At 61.3% G+C, this 23,839-nt stretch carries 18 protein-coding genes and 1 pseudogene; 16 read left to right on the top strand and 3 right to left on the bottom strand.

Annotated elements, in window-relative coordinates; translation table 11 throughout:
- Position 1: 1 nt before the first annotated feature.
- The 4 genes and pseudogenes from AC1Q6I_RS00745 to AC1Q6I_RS00730 form a co-directional block, all read left to right on the top strand.
- Entirely contained in the window at positions 2–478 is a 477-nt protein-coding gene (locus tag AC1Q6I_RS00745; protein WP_102623689.1) for a thioesterase family protein, read from the top strand.
- 9 nt (positions 479–487) lie between these two features.
- Positions 488–1,648, top strand: a complete 1,161-nt coding sequence (locus AC1Q6I_RS00740) for a gamma-butyrobetaine dioxygenase (RefSeq protein WP_102623690.1) — start codon at positions 488–490, stop codon at positions 1,646–1,648.
- Positions 1,649–1,930: 282 nt separating this feature from the next.
- Positions 1,931–2,194 carry a hypothetical protein gene (locus AC1Q6I_RS00735; protein WP_024077820.1) on the top strand — a complete coding sequence of 88 codons (264 nt, stop codon included), beginning with the start codon at positions 1,931–1,933 and terminating at the stop codon, positions 2,192–2,194.
- Positions 2,191–2,316: pseudogene (locus AC1Q6I_RS00730) on the top strand (outer membrane lipoprotein carrier protein LolA); the annotation flags it as partial. The gene AC1Q6I_RS00735 and the pseudogene AC1Q6I_RS00730, both read left to right, overlap by 4 nt.
- Here AC1Q6I_RS00730 and gbdR read toward each other — a convergent pair.
- Together gbdR and AC1Q6I_RS00720 are read right to left on the bottom strand one after the other, a co-directional pair.
- Positions 2,306–3,409, bottom strand: coding sequence for a choline metabolism transcriptional regulator GbdR (gene gbdR / locus AC1Q6I_RS00725; RefSeq protein ID WP_024077821.1), 1,104 nt, complete (start codon positions 3,407–3,409; stop codon positions 2,306–2,308). The pseudogene AC1Q6I_RS00730 and the gene gbdR sit on opposite strands and share 11 nt — an antisense overlap.
- Positions 3,410–3,918: 509 nt before the next feature.
- Positions 3,919–5,295, bottom strand: coding sequence for an L-serine ammonia-lyase (locus tag AC1Q6I_RS00720; protein ID WP_102623691.1), 1,377 nt, complete (start codon positions 5,293–5,295; stop codon positions 3,919–3,921).
- Positions 5,296–5,711: 416 nt separating this feature from the next.
- Here AC1Q6I_RS00720 and AC1Q6I_RS00715 point away from each other — a divergent pair, with 416 nt between their 5' ends.
- The 3 genes from AC1Q6I_RS00715 to choV all read left to right on the top strand — a co-directional run bounded on the left by AC1Q6I_RS00715 (position 5,712) and on the right by choV (position 8,746).
- On the top strand, positions 5,712–6,659 hold the full coding sequence (locus AC1Q6I_RS00715) for a choline ABC transporter substrate-binding protein (RefSeq protein WP_024077823.1): 948 nt from the start codon (positions 5,712–5,714) through the stop codon (positions 6,657–6,659).
- Between the two features lie 66 nt (positions 6,660–6,725).
- Positions 6,726–7,571: a choline ABC transporter permease subunit gene (gene choW / locus AC1Q6I_RS00710; protein ID WP_102623692.1), complete on the top strand. Its 846-nt coding sequence runs from the start codon at positions 6,726–6,728 to the stop codon at positions 7,569–7,571.
- Positions 7,568–8,746, top strand: a complete 1,179-nt coding sequence (gene choV, locus AC1Q6I_RS00705; RefSeq protein ID WP_024077825.1) for a choline ABC transporter ATP-binding protein — start codon at positions 7,568–7,570, stop codon at positions 8,744–8,746. The genes choW and choV overlap by 4 nt, the downstream gene beginning before the upstream one ends.
- Positions 8,747–8,896: 150 nt before the next feature.
- On the opposite strand, the gene AC1Q6I_RS00700 is transcribed toward choV, so the two are convergent.
- Positions 8,897–10,831, bottom strand: a complete 1,935-nt coding sequence (locus tag AC1Q6I_RS00700) for a BCCT family transporter (RefSeq protein WP_237141800.1) — start codon at positions 10,829–10,831, stop codon at positions 8,897–8,899.
- Positions 10,832–11,209: 378 nt separating this feature from the next.
- Here AC1Q6I_RS00700 and betI point away from each other — a divergent pair, with 378 nt between their 5' ends.
- From betI to AC1Q6I_RS00655, 9 genes are all read left to right on the top strand, one after another.
- Complete coding sequence (gene betI / locus AC1Q6I_RS00695) at positions 11,210–11,803, top strand: transcriptional regulator BetI (RefSeq protein ID WP_024077827.1); 594 nt, start codon at positions 11,210–11,212, stop codon at positions 11,801–11,803.
- A 110-nt stretch (positions 11,804–11,913) separates the two neighbouring features.
- Positions 11,914–13,386, top strand: coding sequence for a betaine-aldehyde dehydrogenase (gene betB, locus AC1Q6I_RS00690; protein WP_024077828.1), 1,473 nt, complete (start codon positions 11,914–11,916; stop codon positions 13,384–13,386).
- 159 nt (positions 13,387–13,545) lie between these two features.
- Positions 13,546–15,249, top strand: coding sequence for a choline dehydrogenase (gene betA / locus AC1Q6I_RS00685; protein ID WP_024077829.1), 1,704 nt, complete (start codon positions 13,546–13,548; stop codon positions 15,247–15,249).
- Positions 15,250–15,621: 372 nt separating this feature from the next.
- Positions 15,622–17,064, top strand: a complete 1,443-nt coding sequence (locus tag AC1Q6I_RS00680) for a TldD/PmbA family protein (RefSeq protein ID WP_024077830.1) — start codon at positions 15,622–15,624, stop codon at positions 17,062–17,064.
- Positions 17,064–18,380 carry a TldD/PmbA family protein gene (locus AC1Q6I_RS00675; RefSeq protein ID WP_102623693.1) on the top strand — a complete coding sequence of 439 codons (1,317 nt, stop codon included), beginning with the start codon at positions 17,064–17,066 and terminating at the stop codon, positions 18,378–18,380. The genes AC1Q6I_RS00680 and AC1Q6I_RS00675 overlap by 1 nt, the downstream gene beginning before the upstream one ends.
- Before the next feature lie 283 nt (positions 18,381–18,663).
- Complete coding sequence (locus tag AC1Q6I_RS00670) at positions 18,664–19,554, top strand: alpha/beta fold hydrolase (protein ID WP_102623694.1); 891 nt, start codon at positions 18,664–18,666, stop codon at positions 19,552–19,554.
- A 36-nt stretch (positions 19,555–19,590) separates the two neighbouring features.
- Positions 19,591–21,018 (top strand): multidrug transporter subunit MdtD, encoded by a 1,428-nt coding sequence (gene mdtD, locus AC1Q6I_RS00665; RefSeq protein WP_024077833.1) that lies wholly within the window; start codon positions 19,591–19,593, stop codon positions 21,016–21,018.
- Between the two features lie 130 nt (positions 21,019–21,148).
- Positions 21,149–22,486, top strand: a complete 1,338-nt coding sequence (gene dbpA, locus AC1Q6I_RS00660) for an ATP-dependent RNA helicase DbpA (protein ID WP_236646017.1) — start codon at positions 21,149–21,151, stop codon at positions 22,484–22,486.
- A 150-nt stretch (positions 22,487–22,636) separates the two neighbouring features.
- Positions 22,637–23,815: a BaiN/RdsA family NAD(P)/FAD-dependent oxidoreductase gene (locus AC1Q6I_RS00655; RefSeq protein WP_102623695.1), complete on the top strand. Its 1,179-nt coding sequence runs from the start codon at positions 22,637–22,639 to the stop codon at positions 23,813–23,815.
- Positions 23,816–23,839 lie beyond the last annotated feature (24 nt).

Below are 23,839 nucleotides of genomic sequence, written 5' to 3'. Positions count from 1 at the left end.
GATGCCTGCACTGACCACCTACGCCACCAAAATCCAACCCGCCTGGGTCGACTACAACGGCCACCTGCGCGACGCGTTCTACCTGCTGATCTTCAGCTACGCCACCGACGCGCTGATGGATACGCTGGGCCTTACCAGCGACAACCGCGAAGCCAACGGCCATTCGCTGTTCACCCTGGAACTGCACCTGAACTACCTGCACGAAGTGAAACTCGGCGCCGCGGTGGAGGTGCATACGCAACTGATCGCCCACGACGCCAAGCGCCTGCACCTTTATCACAGCCTGCATTTAGTGGGCGACGAGAAAGAGCTGGCCGGCAACGAACAGATGCTGCTGCACGTTGACCTGGCAGGCCCGCATTCGGCGCCGTTTGCCGAGGCGACGCTGGAAAAACTCGTTGCGATCAGCGCTGAGCAAGCCGATCTGCCAAGGCCCGCCCTCCTCGGCCGAGTGATTGGACTGCCACCAAAAAAATAAGGAGCCATCATGCAAACCGCCGCCGCTGTTGCCGATTTCCGTACTTACCCGAAGCGCTGCGACCTCGCCGAGGCGCAGGTGTTGGAAGATCAGATTCGCGTACGCTGGGCCGATGGCCGGGTCAGCCCGTTTCATCATCAGTGGCTGCGGGACAACTGCCCGTGCGCACAATGCGTGTACAGCGTGACGCGTGAGCAGGTGCTGGAAATTGTCGACGTGGATGACGACCTCAGCGCCATCGGCGCGCGGATCGAGCACGGTGTTCTCAGCGTGGAGTGGCGTGGCGGCCATCGCAGCCAATACGATCCCGGCTGGCTGCGCGCCCATGCCTATGACGATGAATCCCGCGCCGAACGCAGGGCGGCAAAGCCCCAACCCCAGTTGTGGGACAGCACCTTCGATCTCCCGGTGTTTGACTATACCGCCGTGATGGAAGACTCCAAGGCCCTGCTGCAATGGCTACTGGCACTGCGCGACCGGGGCCTTACCCAAGTCCGTGGCGTGCCCACCGAACCGGGTTCCCTGGCACTGATCGCCAAGCGCATTTCGTTTATCCGCGAAAGCAATTTTGGTGTGCTGTTCAACGTGCAATCCAAGGCCGATGCCGACAGCAATGCCTACACCGCTTTCAACCTGCCGTTGCACAGCGATCTGCCGACCCGGGAGCTGCAACCGGGGCTGCAATTCTTGCATTGCCTGGTGAACGATGCGGACGGTGGCGAGAGTCTTTTTGTCGATGGGTTTGCCATCGCCAATGCCCTGCGCGAGGAAGATCCCGAAGCGTTTCGCGCCTTGTGTGAAATACCCGTGGAGTTTCGCAACAAAGACCGTCACAGCGACTATCGCCGCCTTGCGCCGATCATTGCCCTGGACGCGTTGGGCGAGGTGGTGGAGATTCGCATGGCCAACTTTTTGCGCGGGCCGTTCGAAACGTCGGTGGCGCAGATGCCGTTGCTGTATCGGGCTTATCGGCGGTTTATCGCGATGACGCGCGAGGCGCGCTTTCGGCTGGTCAAGCGCCTGAACCCGGGCGAGCTGTGGTGCTTCGATAACCGCCGTACGTTGCATGCGCGTAATGCGTTTGATCCAACATCCGGGGCGCGGCACTTTCAGGGGTGCTACATCGATCGCGACGAGTTGCTCTCGAGGATCCTGGTGTTGCAGCGGTAGATCGCGGCGCGGCAGCGCAAAAACCCCAGGCAAAAAAAAGCCCCGATCCAGCCGTGACGGGATCGGGGCAGAGCGCTTTGTGTGAGCCGTACATCCCGAGGGTGACCAAACCTTCAAGCTGCTTGCTGGTAGCCAGTGTGCCTATTCCTTGGGTGGGTAAATGACCCGAAAACGACACGCTCATAGCCATCTGAGCCATTCGTGCATTCTGCCCTTGCCGACCAGCCGGGGGCCTACCAGAATCCAGATCAATCCCCCGCTCCCTTCACCAGGATAAACGTCATGATGCATGCGGATTTGATTGACCAGGATGACCTGCTGAGCCAACTGCGCTCGCTGGGTTTCGAGGTATCCAGCGGTGCCAGCGCCGAACAGGCGTGCGAATGCGCGGTACGCGGTTTGAGCGAAGCACGGGCCAAGGCGCTCAAGGGTATGGTTGAGCAGATGTACACCGGCAGCGCGACGATTCTGCCGGCGGTGCGCCAGGCGATCGACAAGCAGTTGTTGCCGGCGTTGGTGCAGTTCAAGCAGAACGCTGGCGCCTGACAGCCCCCCCTGTAGGAGCGAGCTTGCTCGCGAAGATCGCCAACAATGACGCGGGGCACCAAGTGCCCCGCGGCGCTCTTGCTTTTTTCGCGAGCAAGCTCGCTCCTACAGTTAGAGCCGTACGCTGGCGAATGTCGACTCGTTGCGCGCCTGGCTCAACGCCGACATCGGCCCCGACAACGGTGACAACACCAACGCCTGCGGAATCGGCATCATCGCCACCTGCTGGGTGGTGTTGGAGCCTACGCGCTCATCCCGTGGCGGAATGCCGAAGTATTCGCGGTAGCACTTGGAGAAGTGCGGCGTGGACACGAACCCGCACACCGACGCCACTTCGATGATCGACATCGGCGTTTGCTTGAGCAACTGCCGGGCGCGAATCAGGCGCAGCTTGAGGTAGTAGCGCGACGGCGAGCAGTGCAGGTATTTCTGGAACAGCCGCTCCAACTGGCGCCGCGACACGGCGACGTACACCGCCAGCTCATCCAGGTCGATCGGCTCTTCGAGGTTGGCTTCCATCAGCGCCACGATTTCCTGCAACTTCGGCTGGTTGGTGCCAAGCATGTGCTTGAGCGGCACGCGCTGGTGATCCTGCTCGTTGCGGATGCGCTCGTACACGAACATCTCGGAGATCGCCGCCGACAGTTCACGGCCATGGTCGCGGCTGATCAGGTGCAGCATCATGTCCAGCGGCGCGGTGCCGCCGGAGCTGGTGAAACGGTTGCGATCGAGGGTGAACAGGCGGGTGCTCATCGACACGCGGGGGAAGGCTTCCTGCATCGACGCCAGGCACTCCCAGTGCACGCTGCAATCGAACCCGTCGAGCAAGCCGGCGCAGGCCAAGGCCCAACTGCCGGTGCACACCGCGCCAAGGCGACGGGACTGACGCGCCTGGCTTTGCAGCCACGACACGTGTTCACGAGTGACGGTACGCTGGATGCCCACGCCGCCGCACACAATCACAGTGTCCAGGGCCGGGGCTTTGTGCATGGAGGCATCGGGGGTGATTTGCAGGCCGTCGCTGGCCCACACCTGGTTCCCGTCGACACTCAGGGTCGTCCAGCGATACAACTCGCGACCGGACAACTGGTTGGCCATGCGCAGTGGTTCCACTGCCGAAGCCAGGGAAATCAGCGTGAAATTGTCCAGCAGCAAAAAGCCGATGGATTGAGGCGCACGGTTCTGGGGTTGAGTCCCGGAGTTGAACGACGTCATGGCGGTATCTCCTCACACAAAGCGGGTGATGGCCTCAGGCGAGGCTCTTGTTATTGCGCGCGTCTGCGATGCAGAGCGACGCTTTGAATTGATAGAGCAAATGCCATGCCTAAAATTGAATGGCTATTCAATAACTCCTGAAAACGACCTCATGACGCGTCTATATAAGCCCACGCAGGAAGTGCGGAATACGACCCGAATTGGTCGTAGGAGCGAGCCTACTCAAGGGCTGTGAGCAGTTCGGTAGCACTTGTGGGAAGGCGCTTTCAGGGCGTAGGAAAAGTCTGTCACCGCACGCACAGGTGACGGGTGGTCGGAGGGGAAATCGTTCGCGAGCTACTTATCTGTTTGCGACGCGCTAAAAGGTGGCGATTTAGGTTGGAGTGTTCACTTTTTGAGCAGCATTGCCTGGATTACAGCCATCGGGGGCAAGCCCCCTCCCACACTTTAATCTGTGAAGGCAGGTCAAAGGTGGGAGGGGGCTTGCCTTCGATGCAGGCAACGCGGTCTCAGCACTCCACCGCACTCACCGCCAACCCACCCCGCGATGTTTCCTTGTACTTGTCATGCATATCCGCCCCGGTATCGCGCATGGTGCGGATCACCCGATCCAGGGAGATGAAGTGCTGGCCGTCGCCGCGCAGGGCCATCTGTGCCGCGTTGATCGCCTTCACCGCCGCAATCGCGTTGCGTTCGATGCACGGCACTTGCACCAGGCCGCCCACCGGGTCGCAGGTCAGGCCAAGGTTATGTTCCAGGCCAATTTCGGCGGCGTTGCACAATTGCTCCGGCGTGGCGCCAAGAACCTCTGCCAGCCCGGCGGCGGCCATGGCGCAGGCTGAGCCCACCTCGCCCTGGCAGCCGACTTCAGCACCGGAGATCGATGCATTCTTCTTGCACAGGATCCCCACCGCCGCGGCGCTGAGCAGGTAGTCGACCACGTTGGCTTCGGTGACTTCGTCGCTGAATTTCATGAAGTAATGCAACACAGCCGGAATGATCCCCGCCGCGCCGTTGGTGGGGGCGGTGACCATGCGTCCACCGGCGGCGTTTTCTTCGTTGACCGCCAGGGCGAACAGGTTGACCCACTCCATCGCGCTCAAGGTCGAGCCGATCACATTGGGCTTGTTCAATTCCTGCAAGCTACGGTGCAACTTGGCGGCACGGCGACGCACGTTGAGGCCGCCGGGCAGGATGCCTTCGTGCTTGAGGCCCTGCTCGACACACTCTTGCATGGCGCGCCAGAGCTTCATCAGGCCGCTGCGGATTTCGTCCTCGGAGCGCCAGACCTTTTCATTGGCCATCATCAGCTCGGCGACGCGCAGGTTGTGGGTCTTGCACAGCTGCAACAGCTCCACCGCGCTGGAAAAATCATAGGGCAAGGCGGTGCTGTCCATATCGGCCACACCGCTGCGGGCCTGGGCCTCATCCACCACAAAACCGCCCCCCACTGAATAGTAAGTGTCGCGGTGCAGCTCGCCGTCATCGCCGAACACCACCAGGGTCATGGCATTGGGATGGAACGGCAGGTTTTCGTCGAGCAGGCGCATGTCCCGGGCCCATACGAACGGCACGGGCAAACGTCCGTCCAGCAGCAAGGTATCGGTCTCGCGCAGGGTATGAATGCGCAGGCCGATTTGCGCCGGATCGATCGCGTCCGGCCACTCGCCCATCAGGCCCATGATGGTCGCGGTATCACTGCCGTGACCGATGCCGGTAGCCGACAAGGAGCCGTAGAGCTGAACTTCGACGCGCCGGACCTGTTCCAACAGTTCACGTTCACGCAAAGCCTGGACGAACAACACCGCGGCGCGCATGGGGCCGACGGTGTGAGAACTCGAAGGCCCGATGCCGATCTTGAACAGGTCGAAAACACTGATAGCCATTGCGGTAGAACTCCTCGATAAGCACGGCCAGGCTTGAACGAGGTGCTACGCTCAGATCGCCCAGATGGCGGCATCATCAAGCTTTTACCTGCCCTCACGGCGTCTCACACCGACGCACTCATGCTCACCAGCGTCGCTCCCGTGCGATCGCCTGTTTTGGCCGTTTTTAGCGGTGCAGATGGGCAAAAACAGCAGTTTTGACTTGGGAAAAACCTGTAAGCGACGTCACCGACACTGGATACGACCCTCCCTGTACTGGATACGACGCCCCCTGTAGGCGTCAGATTTTCACTGGTACATGATCAGTCTCGACTCGTTTGCAAGGCACCGTGCCAGAGCTGTCGTCGCACGCCCCAACCGCAACACCTAATAAAGCGCGGCGAATGCCGCCAGAAAAGACACAGGAGTCTACCCCGATGAAAGGTTCACCCTCGTTGTTGTTGGCCGCCATGCTGAGTCTGCCAGTCATGGCACACGCTGCAGAACCGGAACAGTGTAAGACCGTCAACTTCTCCGATGTCGGCTGGACCGACATCACCGTCACGACTGCGACCACCAGCGAAATTCTCAAGGGCCTGGGCTACAAGCCACGCACCACGATGATTTCGGTACCGGTGACCTACAAGTCACTGGCAGACGGCAAGAACATGGACATCTTCCTCGGCAACTGGATGCCGACCATGGAAAACGACATCAAGCCGTACCGTGATGCCGGCACCGTGGAAACCGTGCGCGCCAACCTGGAGAACGCCAAGTACACCCTGGCCGTCCCCGAGGCGTTGTACAACAAAGGCCTGAAAGACTTCGCCGATATCGCCAAATTCAAGGATGAGCTGGGCGGCAAGATCTACGGTATCGAACCAGGTAACGACGGCAACCGCACCATCCAGACGCTGATCGACAAAGACGCCTTCGGCCTGAAAACCGCGGGCTTCAAAGTGGTCGAATCCAGCGAAGCCGGCATGCTCTCCCAGGTGGAACGCGCCACCAAGCGCGACCAGGCCATCGTGTTCCTCGGCTGGGAACCGCACCCGATGAACACCCGCTTCAAGATGAAGTACCTGACCGGCGGTGACGACTCGTTCGGCCCCAACTACGGCCAGGCCACCATCTATACCAACACCCGCAAGGGCTACACCCAGGAATGCAGCAACGTCGGCCAACTGCTGAAAAACCTGGTGTTCACGCTGAACATGGAAAGCACCCTGATGGGGAATGTCCTGGACGACAAAATGAAGCCCGACGCCGCGGCCAAGGCCTGGCTGAAGAAGAACCCTCAGGTGCTCGACACCTGGCTGGCCGGCGTGACCACGGTTGATGGCAAACCCGGCCTGGAGGCCGTCAAAGCTTACCTCGACAAGTAACCGCTGACCCCGGGGCGGTGCGCTGCCCCGGGATGTTTTCCCCTTCGCATGTGGACATTCACTACCATGCTGACTGAACAGAAAATCCCACTAGGCCAGTACATCGCTGCCTTCGTCGAATGGTTGACCAAACACGGTGCCAACTATTTCGACGCAATCGCATCGACACTGGAAACGATGATCCACGGCGTGACGTTCGCGCTGACCTGGTTCAATCCGCTGGCATTGATCGGTCTGATTGCGCTGCTGGCTCACGTTATTCAACGTAAATGGGGCCTGACGGTTTTTGTCGTCGCCTCCTTCCTGCTGATCCTGAACCTTGGGTACTGGCAGGAAACCATGGAAACCCTCGCGCAGGTGTTGTTCGCCACCCTGGTCTGCGTGGTCATCGGAGTGCCGCTGGGCATTGTTGCCGCGCACAAGCCGATGTTCTACACCCTGATGCGGCCGGTGCTCGATCTGATGCAGACCGTACCGACCTTCGTCTACCTCATCCCTACCCTGACCCTCTTCGGGCTGGGTGTGGTGCCCGGGCTGATTTCCACGGTGGTGTTCGCGATTGCCGCGCCGATCCGCCTGACCTACCTGGGTATCCGCGATGTACCGCAAGAGTTGATGGACGCCGGCAAGGCCTTTGGCTGCTCGCGCCGTCAGTTGCTCTCGCGCATTGAACTGCCCCACGCCATGCCGAGCATCGCTGCCGGCATTACCCAATGCATCATGCTGTCGTTGTCGATGGTGGTGATCGCCGCCCTGGTGGGTGCCGATGGCCTCGGCAAGCCGGTGGTCAACGCGCTGAACACCGCCGATATCGCCCTGGGCTTTGAAGCCGGCCTGGCGATCGTATTGCTGGCCATCATGCTCGACCGCATCTGCAAACAACCCGACGCCAAAGTAGGGGGTGATGCATGAGCATTATCCGATTCGACAATGTCGATGTGATCTTCTCCAAAGACCCACGCGAAGCGCTCAAGCTGCTGGACCAGGGCATGAGCCGTAACGAGATCCTGAAAAAAACCGGGCAGATTGTCGGCGTAGAAAAAGCCAGCCTGGATGTCGAGAAAGGTGAAATCTGCGTGCTGATGGGCCTGTCCGGTTCCGGCAAATCGAGCCTGCTGCGCTGCATCAACGGCCTCAATACGGTCAGCCGTGGCCAGCTGTTCGTGGAGCATGAAGGGCGCCAGATCGACATCGCCTCCTGCACCCCGGCGGAGCTGAAAATGATGCGCACCAAGCGCATCGCCATGGTGTTCCAGAAGTTCGCCCTGATGCCCTGGCTGACGGTGCGCGAGAACATCAGCTTCGGCCTGGAAATGCAGGGCCGTCCGGAGAAAGACCGGCGCAAGCTGGTGGACGAGAAACTCGAACTGGTGGGCCTGACCCAGTGGCGCAACAAGAAGCCCGACGAACTGTCCGGCGGCATGCAGCAACGTGTCGGCCTGGCCCGCGCGCTGGCGATGGACGCCGATATCCTGCTGATGGATGAACCCTTCTCGGCCCTCGACCCGCTGATCCGCCAGGGCCTGCAGGACGAACTGCTGGAACTGCAAAGCAAGCTGAGCAAGACCATCGTGTTCGTCAGCCACGACCTCGACGAAGCCCTCAAGCTCGGCAGCCGTATCGCGATCATGAAAGACGGCAAGATCATCCAGTACAGCGTGCCGGAAGAAATCGTGCTGAACCCGGCGGATGACTATGTGCGCACCTTCGTCGCCCACACCAACCCGCTGAACGTACTGTGCGGGCGCAGCCTGATGCGCACCCTGGACAACTGCAAGCGCGTCAACGGTTCGGTGTGTCTCGATCCGGGCGGCGACTCGTGGCTGGACCTGGCCGAAGGCAACACCATCAAGGGCGCCCGCCAGAATGGCGCGGTGATGAACCTGCAGAACTGGGCACCCGGGCAAGCGGTGGAAGGCCTGGGGCGGTTGCCGACGCTGGTGGATTCGAATATCGGCATGCGCGATGCGCTGCAGATTCGTTATCAGACGGGGAACAAGCTGGTGTTGCATGACAACAACCAGGTGGTGGGGATCTTGGGCGACAGTGAGCTGTACCACGCTCTGCTGGGCAAAAACCTGGGCTAATCACCCAGGCCCACTGTAGGAGCGAGCTTGCTCGCGAAGAACGATCAGACAACGCATTAAGCCAGGATACCCGCGTTATCGTTGACGTTTTTCGCGAGCAAGCTCGCTCCTACAGTTCGTCCGTGAAGGCGGCGGCGCTCATTTCAACTATCAGCTATAGACACGGCCAAGGAGCTGCCGATGGCTTTCAAACTGATCGAGCACGTCCCGGGTGATCTGTTCCTGGGCGAAGCCCATCAGGTCGTACTCCTGAGGCCCGTTATGCAGGTACACCTCAGCGCGGTAGTAACGGGTGCGCTCTTCCTCGGGCAGGTCGTCCGACGCCGTCGAGTAGCCATCCAGGCTGACTTCGTAGACAAACGGATTCCCCTCTTCCCTCTCGATGCGCACGCCAATGCAGCGCTTGGATTTGCCCAACAGGGTCTGCACTTCCAGCCCCTGCTCGCGCAACACCGTCGCGGCTTCTTCCAACGCCGGCGTTACATGCTTGTCCATAAAGCGTTGCACGGTGGCCTGGCTCGGTTGCAGGTCCAACGCGCTCAGGCGCTCGCTGAAACCACGACGACCACGCTCGGCCAACTGCGCCTGCTCCAGCTCCGTCGCCACGTCCTGGCGCATCGCCTTGTGCAAACCGAACATAAAGAAGATCAGCACCACCGAGAACGGCAGCCCCGCCAGCACCACCATGGTTTGCATGGCTTCGAAGTTACCCGCAAACAGCAGGCCGATCGTCACCAGGGTGATCACCGCCGACCAGAAGATCCGCAGCCAGTGCGGCGCATCCTCATCCACGTTGCCACCCTTGCAGGAAAGGTTCGCCATCATCACCGCGCCGGAGTCCGCCGGGGTCAAAAACAGCACAAAGCCTACAAAGATCGACACGCCAATCACGATTTTCGACGCGGGGTAATGCTCCAGCAGTTGGTAGATGGCCATGGACGGTTGTTCCAGCGCCGTCTTGCCCAACTCTACCGCACCGTGGTTGAGCACCAGGTCCAGTGCCGAGTTGCCGAAGATCGACAGCCACGCCAAGGTAAAGCCCAGCGGGATCAACAGCACGCCGGCGACCAATTCACGCACCGTGCGGCCCCGGGAAATACGCGCGATGAACATGCCCACGAAAGGCGCCCAGGAAATCCACCAGGCCCAGTAGAACAGGGTCCACAGGCCCATCCAGCGCTCGGTCTTGTCGGCGTCGCCTTCGTACACATACAGGTCGAAGGTTTTCAGGATGATGCCGTTGAGGTAGTCACCGGTGTTCTGCACCAGGCCGTTGAGCAAGTGCAGGGTCGGGCCGAACAACAGCACAAAGATCAGCAGACCGCTGAACAGCACGATGTTGAGGTTGGACAGGCGACGAATGCCGTTCTCCACCCCCGACACGGCAGCGATAGTCGCCACGGTGCTCATCACGACGATGACGATCAACAGGTTCGTGTTGCTGTGCGCCATGCCGAACAGGTTTTCCAGCCCGGACGACACCTGCATCGAGCCGATGCCCAGGTTGGTCACCAGGCCCAGCAGGGTCACGAACATGCCGAAACCGTCCACGGCATGCCCGGCCGCACCCTTGACCCACCGTTCGCCCACCAGCGGGTACAGCGCCGAACGCAGCGCCAGCGGCTGGTTATGGCGATACGCGAAGTACGCCACGGCCAGGCCGACCAATGCATAGATCGCCCAGCCATGCAGGCCCCAGTGCAGGAAGGTCAGTTGCAACGCCTGGCGTGCCGCACCGTTGCTGGCCGCTGCGCCTTCAGGCGGGTTGAAGTAGTGGTCCAACGGTTCCGAGGCGCCGAAGTACAGCAACGAAATGCCGATGCCCGACGAAAACAACATGCCGGCCCAGGCGCCGTAGCTGAAGTCCGGGGTGTCGTCCTTGCTGCCTAGTTTCAGCTTGCCGTAGGAGGAAAACGCCAGGCCGACCACGAACACCAGGTAGGCGGCGATGACCACCATGTAGTACCAGCCGAAGCTTTTCGACAGCCACGCCTGTGCGATGCCGAGCATGCGCCCGGCCTCTTGCGGGGCGATGATCAGGATGGCGGTCAACAACAGAATCAATGCGGTGGAGGTGTAGAACACCCAACCGTTGACCCGCACCTTTTCTGGCGGGGTCTTTATAAGAGAGGCAGAACTCATGGCGCAGATGCTCCAGGCAGTGCGAGAGAGAAACACAAGGCAGCGGTTATCCCGCGCCATCGATTTTTCGGCAGTCGACGGACGGGTGTTATAAAGACACCCCGAAAATCCATGGCCCCCGCCGTAGCGGTACAGCGGGTGTTTCAAGGGTTTTCCAGGTGTCAGATGTCGTTGGCCTCGGGTAGGAAATACCTGTAGGCAGCGACCATTTGTCGCAGAGCTTATTCTTTGTTGATTGAACGTTCAATCAAAACAAAATAGACTGGCCTTCAAGTCGACGAACGTTGATCGCGCGTCGGCAGGCCTAAGGAGAGGTGCTACATGCCCAAGGTCGGTATGCAACCCATACGCCGCCAACAGTTGATCGAAGCCACGCTGACGGCCATCGATCAGGTCGGGATGGGAGATGCCAGCATTGCGCTGATCGCCCGTCTGGCCGGTGTTTCGAACGGCATCATCAGTCACTACTTTCAGGACAAGAACGGCCTGATCGCCGCGACGATGCGCTACCTGATGAACGTGCTGATCGAGAACGTCCATGAACGCAGGCTGGCGCTGAAGGATGACAGCCCACGGGCACACATTCAGGTGATCATCGGGGGGAACTTCGATGCGAGCCAGGTCAATGGACCGGCAATGAAAACCTGGCTGGCCTTCTGGGCCGCCAGCATGCACCACCCGTCTTTGCACAGGTTGCAGCGGATCAACGATCAACGTCTGTATTCCAACCTGTGCTGCCAGTTCCGCCGAGTGCTGCCGCTGCCGCACGCACGCAAAGCAGCCCGAGGCCTGGCGGCCCTGATCGACGGTTTGTGGTTGCGCGGCGCCCTGTCGGGAGACGCTTTCGACACGGCGCAGGCGCAACGGATCGCTTACGAATACATGGATTTCCAATTGGCCAAGCAGGTGAGTTAGAGCACACATAACCGCTCAACCCCTGAACGTCCGCCACTCAGTGTTGCCACACCCTTATGGCCCACTTTGCGGCGGGTAACGCCAACCACTTATGCACTTGCGAGGACTTTATGGCCCGTTTCGACCTGCAAAAACTCTACATTGACGGCGGCTACAGCGACGCTGGCAGCGATGCCACCTTCGAAGCCATCAACCCGGCTAACGGTGAAGTTCTCGCCCAAGTGCAACGCGCCACGAAAGACGACGTTGAACGTGCCGTGGTCAGCGCTGAAAAAGGCCAGAAAATCTGGGCCGCCATGACCGCCATGGAGCGTTCGCGCATCCTGCGTCGCGCCGTCGACATCCTGCGCGAGCGCAACGACGAACTGGCCGCCCTGGAAACCCTGGACACCGGTAAAGCCTTCTCGGAAACCCAGTACGTCGACATCGTCACCGGCGCCGACGTGCTGGAGTACTACGCAGGCCTGGTGCCGGCCATCGAAGGCGAGCAGATCCCGCTGCGTGATACCTCGTTCGTCTACACCCGTCGCGAGCCGCTGGGCGTGGTCGCCGGTATCGGCGCGTGGAACTACCCGATCCAGATCGCCCTGTGGAAATCCGCGCCAGCCCTGGCCGCCGGTAACGCGATGATCTTCAAGCCCAGCGAAGTCACCTCGCTGACCACCTTGAAACTGGCCGAGATCTACACCGAGGCCGGCGTTCCAGCCGGTGTATTCAACGTCTTGACCGGCAGCGGCCGTGAAGTCGGCACCTGGCTGACCGAACACCCACGCATCGAGAAAGTCTCGTTCACCGGCGGCACCGACACCGGTAAAAAAGTCATGGCCAGCGCTTCGAGCTCTTCGCTCAAGGAAGTGACCATGGAACTGGGCGGCAAGTCCCCGCTGATCATTTTCGACGACGCCGACCTGGATCGCGCCGCCGACATTGCGATGATGGCCAACTTCTACAGCTCCGGCCAGGTCTGCACCAACGGCACGCGCGTGTTTGTGCCAAAGCACCTGCAAGCCGCGTTCGAAGCCAAGATTGCCGAGCGTGTTGCGCGCATCCGCGTGGGCGACCCGCAAGATGCCAACACCAACTTCGGCCCGCTGGTCAGCTTCGCCCACATGGAAAGCGTGCTGGGCTACATCGCCAAAGGTAAGGAAGAAGGCGCCCGCGTACTGTGCGGCGGCGATCGCCTGACCGATGGTGCCTTCGCCAAAGGCGCCTACGTGGCCCCGACCGTATTCACTGACTGCACCGACGAGATGACCATCGTCCGTGAAGAAATCTTCGGCCCGGTGATGAGCATCCTCACTTACGAGACCGAAGCAGAAGTGATCCGCCGCGCCAACGACACCGACTTCGGCCTGGCCGCCGGCCTGGTCACCAAGGACCTGAACCGCGCCCACCGCGTGATTCACCAGCTGGAAGCGGGTATCTGCTGGATCAACGCCTGGGGCGAGTCCGACGCGAAGATGCCGGTCGGTGGCTACAAGCAGTCGGGTGTGGGCCGTGAGAACGGGATCAGCTCGCTGAACAACTTCACTCGCATCAAATCGGTACAGGTTGAGCTGGGCGACTACGCCTCGGTGTTCTAAGACCCGAGTTTTGTATTGCCTGTCAGGCCGCCATCGGGGGCAAGCCCCCTCCCACGTTTGACTGTGTTTACACATCTGAAACTGTGAACACAGTCAGTGTGGGAGGGGGCTCGCCCCCGATGAGGCCCGACCTGACCACACATCAAAGAGGGTGCATTTATGTCCCAAGAATACGATTACATCATTGTGGGTGCCGGCTCCGCCGGTAACACCCTGGCGACCCGTCTGACCGAAGACGAAGGCGTCACCGTCCTGCTGCTGGAAGCCGGCGGTCCTGACTACCGTCTCGACTTCCGTACCCAGATGCCCGCCGCCCTGGCATTCCCGCTGCAAGGCCGCCGCTACAACTGGGCCTACGAAACCGATCCAGAGCCGCACATGAACGGCCGCCGTATGGAATGCGGGCGCGGCAAGGGCCTGGGTGGCTCTTCCTTGATCAACGGCATGTGCTACATCCGTGGCAACGCCCTGGACTACGACAACTGGTCGAAACTGCCCGGTCTGGAAGACTGGACCTACCTCGACTGCCTGCCGTATTTCCGTAAAGCCGAAACCCGCGACATCGGCCCCAACGACTACCATGGCGGCGACGGCCCGGTCAGCGTGACGACGCCCAAAGCCGGCAACAACCCGCTGTTCCACGCCATGGTCGAAGCCGGCGTACAGGCCGGTTACCCGCGTACCGAAGACTTGAACGGCTACCAGCAGGAAGGCTTCGGCCCGATGGACCGTACCGTCACGCCAAACGGCCGACGCGCCAGCACCGCGCGCGGTTACCTGGACACGGCTAAAAAGCGTTCGACCCTGACCATCGTCACCCACGCCCTGACCGACAAAGTGTTGTTCGAAGGCAAGCGTGCCGTTGGCGTGCGTTACCTGATCGGTGCCGCCGAAGAGCGCGTCGAAGCCCGCGCCCGCAAGGAAGTGCTGGTGTGCAGCGGCGCAATCGCCTCGCCGCAGCTGCTGCAACGCTCCGGTGTCGGCCCGGCCAAACTGCTGGAAAGCCTCGACATTCCGGTGGTCCATGACCTGCCCGGTGTCGGCGAAAACCTGCAAGACCACCTTGAGCTGTACCTGCAATACGCCTGCACCCAACCGGTGTCGCTGTACCCATCGCTGCTCTGGTACAACCAGCCGGCCATCGGTGCCGAGTGGCTGTTCAACGGCACCGGCATCGGCGCCAGCAACCAGTTCGAGGCCGGCGGTTTTATCCGTACCCGTGAAGAATTCGATTGGCCGAACATCCAGTACCACTTCCTGCCGGTAGCGATTAACTACAACGGCAGCAACGGTGTGAAAGAGCACGGTTTCCAGGCGCACATGGGGTCCATGCGCTCGCCAAGCCGTGGCCGCGTGCAACTGAAGTCGAAGAACCCACGGGACTACCCGAGCATCCTCTTCAACTACATGGCCACCGAGCAGGATTGGCAGGAGTTTCGCGACGGCATCCGCCTGACCCGCGAAATCATGCAACAGCCGGCGCTGGACCCGTACCGCGGCCGCGAAATCAGCCCGGGCATCGAGGTGCAAACCGACGAGCAACTCGACAAGTTCATCCGCGAACACGCCGAAACCGCGTTCCACCCGTCCTGCTCGTGCAAGATGGGCACCGATGAGATGGCCGTGGTCGATGGCGAAGGCCGCGTGCATGGCATGCAAGGCCTGCGTGTGGTCGATGCGTCGATCATGCCGATCATCACCACCGGCAACCTGAACGCGCCGACGATCATGATCGCCGAGAAAATCGCCGACAAGATCCGTGGTCGCAAGCCGCTGCCGCGCAGCACCGCCGACTACTACGTGGCAGGCACCGCACCGGTGCGTGGCAAGCCGCTGCGGGAAGTGGGGCCGACTGCGCAGTAACCCATTCCCTGTGGCGAGCGGGCTTGCCCTAATGCCGTTCAGTTAAGCGTACATCGCCTTCTGTAGGAGCGAGCTTGCTCGCGAAAAACGTCAACGATAACGCGTGTTTCCTGAGTGAACGCGGCGCCTGTGAGTTCTTCGCGAGCAAGCTCGCTCCTACAAAAAAGCCTTAACTGAACGGCATTAGGGCTTGCCCCGCGTTGGAGTGCGTAGCGCTCCCAAGATTTTTGGGGCCGCTGCGCAGCCCAACGCGGGGCAAGCCCGCTCGCCACAGGGGCACTTGCCACAAAGAATCACCTTTCCTTGATCAGCCCCCAGCCCAGGCCTACTCTGTTTGCCTGCCCGCGCTGAGCCGCCCACAAGGAAGGCCCCATGTTCGAACACCACGCCACACTCAAAAAACATTTCAGTGCCCTGCGCACCACCGCCGACTTCTTCTCCCTGCGCTACGTACGTGAGTCCGGCCACTACCTGTCGGTGCGCAAGAACGTCGCCGAACCGCCGCACCTGAACCACGACGCAGGCGCCATGCTCACCGTGCGTGTCAACGGCGTCGAAGCCTATGCCGCGACCCACGATATTTCCCTGGCCGGCCTGCAAGCGGCCCTTGAACGTGCCGAACAGCAAGCGCGCCTGATCAAGCCTCACGCCCTGCTCGACCTGCGCGATCAACAGGTCTCCAGCGACGTGGCCGACTACCTGTCACCGAACCTTGCGCAAGCCTTCCCTTCCTTGAGCGACTGCTACCAACTGCTGGGTGATGAATCCGCCGCCGTGCCCCGCGACGAACGCCTGGTCAACTGGGAAGTCAGCCTCGGCCTGAGCCACGTCGAGCAGATCTACCTCAACAATGCCGGGGCCGAACTGCGCCAGGCCCAACGGTTCGTATTCCCCGGCGTCAACGTCACGGCCTACGACGGCAACGACAGCCAGACCCGTACCCTCGGCGGCAGCAACTTCGGCCAGCAAGGCAGCTTTGACGTGATCGAGCGTTTTGGCCTGGTCGGCGCCGCACCCCGCATCGCCGACGAAGCCCTGCAACTGCTGCTGGCGCCGAATACGCCCCAAGGTCCGCGCGACCTGCTGCTGATGCCCGACCAGATGATCCTGCAAATCCACGAATCCATCGGCCATCCACTGGAGCTCGACCGCATCCTGGGTGATGAGCGCAATTACGCCGGCACCAGCTTCGTCAAGGCCAGCGACTTCGGTCACCTGCAATACGGCTCCAAGCTGTTGAACGTGACGTTCGACCCGGACATTCCCGAACAACTTGCCAGTTATAGCCATGACGACGACGGCAGCGCCGCCAGCAAGCAGTTCCTGATCCGCGAAGGGCTGCTGCTCAAGCCGTTGGGCGGCGCGCTGTCGCAATTCCGTTCGGGCATGAACGGTGTGGCCAACAGCCGTGCCAGCAGTTGGAACCGCCCGCCGATCGACCGCATGGCCAACCTGAATATCGAAGCCGGCGATAAGAGCCTGGCGCAACTGATTGGCGGCATCGAACACGGCATCCTGATGTCGACCAACCGTTCGTGGTCGATCGACGATGCGCGCAATAAATTCCAGTTCGGCTGCGAGTGGGGCCAGTTGATTGAAAACGGTGAGCTCAAGGGCGTGGTGAAAAACCCCAACTACCGGGCTATCTCCGCGCAGTTCTGGCGCAACCTCAGCGCAGTGGGCGACGCCAGCACCTTCAAGGTCCTGGGCACGCCCAACTGCGGCAAAGGCGAACCCAACCAGGTGATCCGCGTCGGCCATGCCTCGCCCGCCTGTGTGTTCAGCAACGTTGATGTATTCGGGGGAGATGCCTGATGAACAACTTTAAGGCATTGGTGCAGTGGCTCAAGCAGGCCCTCACCGACAAGGAACAATTTCACCTGGGCTATGCCGCCGAATCGTCCGAGTTCGTGCGTTTCAACCACGCCAAGGTGCGTCAGGCCGGGCAGGTGCAACAGGCCAGCCTCACCCTCAAGCTGATCAACGACGGCCGCCATGCCGACCTGGGCATCACCCTGGCCGGCGAACCGGAGCTGGACCGCCAGCGCCTCGCCGACGGCCTGCAACAGTTGCGTGAAACCTTGCCACTGCTGCCGCACGACCCGTACTTGCTGCTCAACCACAACGCCTGGCAAAGCCACAACGAACAGGCGCGCCCCCTGCCCGACCTGGTGCGGGTGCTGGAGGAAATCAGCCAGGCGGCGCACGGCGTCGACCTGGTCGGCTTTTATGCCGCAGGCCCGATCAGCCGTGGCTTTGCCAGTTCCAACGGCGCATTTGGCTGGCACCAGGCCAATAGCTTCAACTTCGATTTCAGCCTGTTCCACGCCAATGGCGAAGCGGTGAAAGCCAGTTATGCCGGGCACACCTGGAACAGCGACGAGTTCGCCCGGCGCTTCCAACTGGCCCGCCAACAGCTGGAGTTCCTCGACCGCCCGCTGCACACACTGGCGCCTGGGCAATACCGCGCCTACCTGGCCCCCGCGGCGCTGGAAGAAATCATCAGCATCATCACCTGGGGTGGTTTTTCCGCCCAGGCCATCGCCAGCAAAGGCAGCTCGTTGCAACGGTTGTATGCCGGCGAACAATCGCTGAGCCCGCTGGTGACGGTGGATGAGCAGATCAGCGGTTCCCTGAGCCAGGCGTTTTCCACCGAGGGCTACCCGCGCAGCGATGTCACGCTGATCAACGCCGGCAAAGCCGATGGCCAACTGGTGAACTCGCGCAGCGCCGCTGAATACGGCCTCAGCGCCAACGGCGCCAGCCGCGACGAATCCCCCAGTGCCTTGCAGATGGCGGCGGGCACCTTGGCCCAGGCCGATATCCTCAAGCAACTGGGCACCGGGCTGTATATCAGCAACCTGTGGTACCTGAACTACTCCGACCTGCCGGCCGCCCGCCTGACCGGCATGACGCGCTTCGCCACGTTCTGGGTGGAAGACGGTGAGATCAAGGCGCCGGTCAGCACCATGCGCTTTGATGACAGCGTCTACAGCTTGCTCGGGTCGCAGTTGGAGGCCCTGACCGCCGAGCGCGAACTGCTGCTGTCGGCCAGTACCTACAGCCAACGCAACACCGCGTCCAACCTGTTGCCGGGCGCCCTGGTTAAACGCCTGACCCTGACCCTGTAAATACAACCCCTGTGGGAGGGGGCTTGCCCCCGATGGCGGTGTGTCAGTCAATGAGTACTTTGCTGATACACCGCCATCGGGGGCAAGCTCCCTCCCACCTTGTCCTGTGCTGATTTCAGACATCCCGGTTTCAGCCCTTCCTACCGTAAATTCTCTTCCTCCCAGTCTGCACGGGCAGCCTGTTGTCGCCTGCGAAAAACCTCGTTATAAGAGTTAGTGGCCCCCCGCCACCTCATCCACGAGAGCATGACCTTGCCCGGGAAGGGCAAGCTGGAGCGTTGACATGAACCATGGAAGTTTTGTCATTGAAAAGCTGTTCAAGCACTACAACGTTCATGTTGAGCAGCTAGGAAACGATTCGGAAAAGAAGACCATCTTGATGGTCAATGGCGCACTGTCCACCACACGCTCATTCGCCCGCACCAGCAAATGCCTGGCCGAGCATTTCAATGTGCTGTTGTTCGACCTGCCGTTCTCCGGCTATTCGCGCGAGCACAACACCGACCTGGTCCTGGTGACCAAGGACGACGAAGTCCAAATCCTGCGCGCGCTGGTCGAGCGCTTCCAGGTCAACCACCTGGTGTCGGCCTCGTGGGGCGGTATCTCCACGCTGCTGACCCTGGCGCATAACCCGCCGTCGATCGAAAGTTCGGTAGTCATGGCCCTGGCGCCCAACCTGAACCAGGCCATGCTCGACTATGTGGAGCGGGTACGCGTGCTGATCGAGGCCGATGACAAATCCGCCGTCGGCCACTTGCTCAACGAGACCGTCGGCAAATACCTGTCGCCCCGGCTCAAGCGCAACAACCATCGGCACCTGTCGAACATGGCCACCACCGAGTACCGCCAGGCGCGTTTCCATATCCACCAGGTGTTGGCGCTGGGCGATGGCAACTACCTGCCCCAGCTCAAACAGATCGAAACCCCGGTGCACTTTCTCAACGGCACGCTGGATGAATACACCCCGGCCGCCGATGCCCAGTTGTTCAAGCACTACGTCGGCCACAGCAGCTTTGCCGTGGCGGAACATACCGGGCATTTACTCGACCTGGAGTCCCGTGAGTCAGCCCTGGCGGTGCACCGCGCGCTGTTGGATTTCTTGGTGGGAGAGCACGCAAAGCTGTCGGATTTAGACGAACCGCCAGTGGGAAAAGGAGCGACGAATGGCGCATAATCGCCGACACATAGCCGGCTAACAAAAAGGTACCCCATGCCAGATCGTGCCCCTCTCGATGCCAAGACTGCCCGCTGGCTCCCCTGGGTAGTAGCGATTGCCTTCTTCATGCAATCGCTGGATGGGACGATTCTCAACACGGCACTGCCGGCCATGGCCCGGGACCTGGCGGAAAACCCGCTGCGCATGCAAGGGGTGGTGATCGCCTACATGCTCACCGTCGCCTTGCTGATCCCGGCCTCGGGCTGGATCGCCGACCGCTTCGGCACCAAGAAAATCTTCTTCGGCGCGATCATGCTGTTCAGCATCGGCTCCTTGCTGTGTGCCCTGTCCAGCAGCCTGACCATGCTGGTGGGCGCACGGGTCATCCAGGGCCTCGGCGGTGCGTTGATGCTGCCGGTTGGCCGGCTCGTGGTTCTACGTGCTTACCCCCGCTCCGAACTGGTGCGGATCATGGGTTTCATTACCATCCCCGGCCTGCTCGGGCCCTTGCTCGGCCCGACCATGGGCGGTTGGATGGTGCAATACCTGACGTGGCACTGGATCTTCCTGATCAACCTGCCGGTGGGCATGATCGGTTGCTATGCCGTGTGGAAACTCATCCCCGACCTGCGCGGCAGCGAACGTACGCGCTTCGATGGCATCGGCTTCCTGCTGTTCGGCGCAGCGATGGTGCTGATCACCATTGCCATGGAAGGCTTGGGCGAACTGCACCTGCCGCACCTGCGGGTGATGTTGCTGCTGTTCGGCGGGTTGGCGTGCCTGGCGGCGTATTGGCTGCGCGCCGGGCATATCGATAACCCGCTGTTCTCGCCGGCGCTGTTCAAGACCCGCACCTTTGCGGTGGGCATCCTCGGTAACCTGTTCGCGCGCCTGGGCAGCGGTGCCTTGCCGTTCCTGGTGCCGTTGCTGCTGCAAGTGGCCCTGGGGTATTCGCCGTCCCAGGCCGGGATGAGCATGCTGCCCCTGGCGGCCGCGGCGATGTTCGCCAAGTCGGTGGCGCGCCCGCTGATCGAGCGCCTGGGTTATCGCGTGGTGTTGACCGGCAACACCCTGGCCCTGGGCATCATGCTGGCGAGCATGGGCCTGGTCAGCGAGCAAACACCCTACCCGCTGTTGCTGGGCATGCTGGCGGTGCTGGGGGCGATCAACTCCCTGCAATTTACCGCCATGAACACCGTGACCCTGATCGACCTCGACGACGCCCAGGCCAGCAGCGGCAACAGTTTGCTGTCGGTGGTGGCGCAATTGTCCCTGAGCCTGGGGGTGGCCTGCGCCGGTGCGTTGCTCGGGGGCTTCACCGCCGAATCGGGCAACGACGGCGTCAGCACGGTACTCGGCGCGTTCCAACTGACCTTCCTCACGGTGGGCATCATGGCGATGCTGGCGGCGGCGATCTTCCTGCAATTGTCGCCAAAAGACGGCAAACGTGTGGTCAGCCGCGAACACCACATCGAGCACTAGCAGGCGTCTCGTCGAGAACTTGCAGGGAAAATCCCATAGGGCTGGTACACTGCGCGACATTTTGTTTTGCAGAGCCAGTCCCGTGACCACCATCGCCACCGCTTTTAATACTTTGCCGCTCTCCGCCGCCATGCTGGCTAACCTCGACTCGCTGGGTTATGCCGAGATGACGCAGATCCAGGCGCAAAGCTTGCCGGTGATCCTCAAGGGGCTGGACCTGATCGCGCAGGCCAAGACCGGCAGTGGCAAGACCGCCGCCTTCGGCATCGGCCTGCTGAACCCGATCAACCCGCGCTACTTCGGCTGCCAGGCCCTGGTGATGTGCCCGACCCGTGAGCTGGCCGACCAGGTCGCCAAGGAAATCCGTCGCCTGGCCCGTGCCGAAGACAACATCAAGGTGCTGACCCTGTGCGGTGGCGTGTCCCTCGGCCCGCAGATCGCCTCCCTGGAACATGGCGCCCATGTGATCGTCGGCACCCCGGGCCGTATCCAGCAGCACCTGCGCAAGGGTTCGCTGGTGCTCGATGGCTTGAACACGCTGATCCTCGACGAAGCCGACCGCATGCTCGACATGGGCTTCTACGACGCCATCGAAGATATCATCAGCAAGACCCCGGCACGCCGCCAGACCCTGCTGTTCTCGGCCACCTACCCGGTGAGCATCAAGCAGTTGGCCTCCAAGTTCATGCGCGCGCCGCAGCAAGTCAAAGCCGAAGCCTTCCACTCCGACGACCAGATCGAGCAGCGTTTCTTCGAAATCTCGCCGGAAGAGCGCATGGACGCGGTGACGAAAGTCCTCGCGCACTTCCGCCCGGCATCGTGCGTGGCGTTCTGCTTCACCAAGCAGCAAGTGCAGGAAACCGTCGACCACCTGACGTCCAAGGGTATTTCCGCCGTCGGCCTGCATGGCGACCTGGAACAGCGTGACCGCGACCAGGTACTGGCGATGTTCGCCAACCGCAGCACCTCGGTGCTGGTGGCGACCGACGTCGCCGCCCGTGGCCTGGACATCGACTCGCTGGACATGGTGATCAACGTCGAACTGGCCCGCGACTCGGAAATCCACATCCACCGCGTCGGCCGTACCGGTCGTGCCGGTGAGACCGGCATCGCCATCAGCCTGGTGGCGCCGTCCGAAGCGCACCGCGCCCAGGCCATCGAGCAACTGCAAAAGTCGCCGTTGAACTGGGACCAACTGGACAACCTCAAGCCGCAAAGCGGTGGCCCGCTGCTGCCGCAGATGAGCACCCTGTGCATCGCCGCCGGCCGTAAAGACAAAGTGCGCCCAGGCGATATCCTTGGCGCATTGACCGGGGAAGCCGGCATCCCAGGCGCCCAGGTGGGCAAGATCGCGATCTTTGACTTCCAGGCCTTCGTGGCCGTGGAGCGTGGCGTCGCCAAGCAGGCGTTGCAGCGTTTGAATGACGGCAAGATCAAGGGCCGTTCGTTGCGCGTTCGCATCCTGTAAAAAACCCACCCCCCTTGTAGGAGCGAGCTTGCTCGCGAAAAACGTCAACGATCACGCAGCGCTATCAGGTAGCCCGTGTCGTCTATGGGGTTTTCGCGAGCAAGCTCGCTCCTACAGGGATCGTACTGATTCATAGATGAGGACATTGCTGTGCGCTCGACCGAAGTTGTGATCATTGGCGCCGGCGCCGCAGGCTTGATGTGCGCCCTGACCGCCGCGGGGCGTGGGCGCAAGGTGATGTTGATCGACCACGCCAACAAGGCCGGCAAGAAGATCCTGATGTCCGGCGGTGGCCGCTGCAATTTCACTAACCTGTACACCGAGCCGGCCAACTTCCTTTCGCACAACGCACACTTCTGCAAGTCCGCCCTGGCCCGTTATACCCAGTGGGATTTCATCGGCCTGGTGGCCAAGCACGGCGTGCCGTACCACGAGAAGAAACTCGGCCAACTGTTTTGCGATAACAAGTCCAGCGATATCCTCGGCATGTTGCTCGACGAATGCATCCAGACCGGCGTGAGCCTGCACCTGGATACGTCTATCCAGGAAATCGCCAAGCTCGATAACGGCTACCAGTTGCAGACCACCTTGGGTGAGCTGCGCTGCGAATCCCTGGTGATCGCCACCGGCGGCCTGTCGATTCCAACCCTGGGCGCTACCGGATTTGGCTATCAAGTGGCCAGGCAGTTCGGCCACGAACTGCTGCCGACCCGCGCCGGGCTGGTGCCGTTCACCATCACCGACCAGCTCAAGGACTTGTGCGGCGAGCTGTCCGGCACCTCGGTGGATTGCCTGGTCAGCTGCAACGGCCAGAGCTTTCGCGAGAACATTCTGTTTACCCACCGCGGCCTGAGCGGCCCGGCGATCTTGCAGATTTCTTCGTACTGGGAGCCCGGCGACACAGTCGAGATCAACCTGCTGCCCGACCACGACGCCCACAGCTGGCTGCAACAGCAACAGGTCGAGCGGCCCAACAGCGAGCTGAAAACCTTGCTGGGTGAAATCTTCACCAAGAAAATGGCCAACTTGCTGTCGGAAACCTGGTTCGTGTCCAAGCCGATGAAGCAGTACACCCATGCCGAAGTGGCGGATATCGCCAACAAGCTGGGGAACTGGCAATTGGTGCCGGCAGGCACCGAAGGTTATCGCACCGCCGAAGTGACGCTGGGCGGCGTGGATACGCGGGAAGTGTCGTCCAAGACCATGGAATCACTGAAAAGCCCGGGCTTGTACTTTATTGGGGAAGTGCTGGATGTGACCGGGCACCTGGGCGGGTTTAACTTTCAGTGGGCGTGGGCGTCGGGTTACGCCGCAGCGCAGTACGTCTGAAGGATGTACCCCTCCCACATTTTG

Source organism: Pseudomonas sp. MPR-R2A5 (genome assembly GCF_058793055.1).
Note: the sequence above shows the minus strand (reverse complement) of the source record. Positions and strands in the feature narration are given on the sequence as shown.